The 1,809-nt window shown below is 73.6% G+C and carries 2 protein-coding genes; both read left to right on the plus strand.

Annotated elements, in window-relative coordinates:
* On the plus strand, positions 1–420 hold a 420-nt coding region (locus AC2VNT_RS16675), incomplete at its 5' end, for an aminomethyltransferase beta-barrel domain-containing protein (protein WP_486947911.1).
* Between the two features lie 14 nt (positions 421–434).
* A complete protein-coding gene (locus tag AC2VNT_RS16680; RefSeq protein ID WP_486947912.1) occupies positions 435–1,481 on the plus strand; it encodes a uroporphyrinogen decarboxylase/cobalamine-independent methonine synthase family protein in 1,047 nt (348 codons plus the stop codon).
* Positions 1,482–1,809: the final 328 nt, after the last annotated feature.

Genomic DNA, 1,809 nt, shown 5'->3' on the forward strand with positions numbered 1-1,809 from the left:
GGCACCGTGCTCGCCGAACACCAGGGCGTGCACGAGTTCACCATCGGCCAGCGCAAGGGACTGGGCATCGCCGGGCCCGGCCCGGACGGCGCCAAGCGCTACGTCACCGGCATCGACGCACGCAGTGCCACCGTGCGGGTCGGCGGCGTCGCCGACCTCGACGTGCGGCAGCTGACCGGACGCGACCCGGTCTTCACCTCCGGCGCCGCGCCGGCCGGGCCGTTCGAGTGCGTGGTGCAGGTGCGTGCGCACGGCGAGACCGTCGGCGCGGTCGCCGAACTCGACGACGGTGTGCTCCGGGTGCGGCTGCGGTCGCCGCTGCGCGGGGTGGCGTGCGGCCAGACGGTGGCCTGCTACCGGCCGGACCCAGCCGGCGACGAGGTGGTCGGCAGCGCCACGATCGCCGCCACGTCGGCGTAACCGGCCGCAACCGGATGAGTGTCTTCGCCACCGCCACCGGGATCGGTTCGTGGCCTGGTAGTGCGCCTCGGGCCGCGGCCGAGGTGGTGGTCGGCGAGCTCGGCGGGGCGCTGGCCCACCTGGTCGAGCTGCCGGCCCGCGGGGTCGGCGCCGACCTGCTCGGCCGGGCCGGCGCCCTGTTGGTCGACCTCGCGATCGACACCACCCCGCGCGGCTACCGGCTGGTGGCCCGGCCCGGTGCGGTCGCCCGGCGGGCGGTCAGCCTGCTCGGTGAGGACGTCGACGCGCTTGAGGAGGCCTGGGAGAAGGCCGGTCTGCGCGGCAGCGGGCGGCCGGTGAAGGTGCAGGCGCCCGGACCGGTCACCCTCGCCGCCGAGCTGGAGCTGGCCAACGGGCACCGGGCGATCACCGACCCGGGCGCCGTCCGGGACCTGGCGGCGTCGCTGGCCGAGGGGGTGCGCGCGCACCGCGACCAGCTGGCCCGCCGGCTGGACACCCCGGTCGTGGTGCAGTTCGACGAGCCGTCGCTGGCCGATGCGATCGCCGGGCGGCTGGCCGGGGTGACCGCGCTGGAGCCCGTGGCAGCGCTGGACGTCGCGAGCGCCGCCGACCTGCTCGACCGCGGCCAGGATGGCTCGGTGCCGACGCTGGTGCGCTGCGACTGCCCCGGCCCGGCCTGGGAGGTGTTGCGGCGCAGCGCCACCGGCGCGGTAGCGGTTGCCGTGCCCGGCCCCGCAGCGTGGCGATCGGGGCTGACCGGATTCGACTGGACCACCGACGACTACGACGCGCTGGCGCAGTGGCTCGACTCCGGGCGTTCGGCGGTGTTCGGGTTGATCCCCGCGACCACGCCGCGGCGCCGGTTGACGGTCGACGAGGTGGCCGGCGCCGCGGCGGCCCTGGTCGACCGGCTGGGGCTGTCGCGCTCGCTGTTCGTCGACCGGATCGGCATCGCCCCGGCCGGCGGGCTGGCCGATGCCGACGTGACGTGGGCCCGCGACGCGCTCGGGCTGGCCCGGGGCGCAGCGCGGATGCTCTCCGACGATCCGGAGTCGATCTGAGCTCACCCAACCGCCGGCTGCCCCGTGTTCAGCGCGGCGGCGTAGGTTCGCCTTCCCGGAGGGCGTCGGTGGCGACCAGGGGTGTGAAATCGTCGCGGCTGAGGTGGAAGAGCCGTTTTGCCGCTGTAGAGGATGACGACACCAGGGACCCAGTTCTTATCCAGTTCGGCCTGGTTTGCGAACGTCGAACGTTGGGGTTCCCCCGAAAAAGTGGACACGGTTAACTTGCTTCCGTGGTGGCAGTCAGCGTGCGCTCGTAGTCGATAGGTGAACGCATCCCGATCGCTGAATGCCTTCGTTGACTATTGTAGAAATGCATCCAATTGTC

The sequence above is a fragment of the Mycobacterium sp. TH-M15 genome, assembly GCF_057473705.1.

Coding starts and splice junctions, on each gene's coding strand:
- AC2VNT_RS16680 (WP_486947912.1), top strand. CDS start 435: ATGAGTGTCTTCGCCACCGCCACCGGGATCGGTTCGTGGCCTGGTAGT.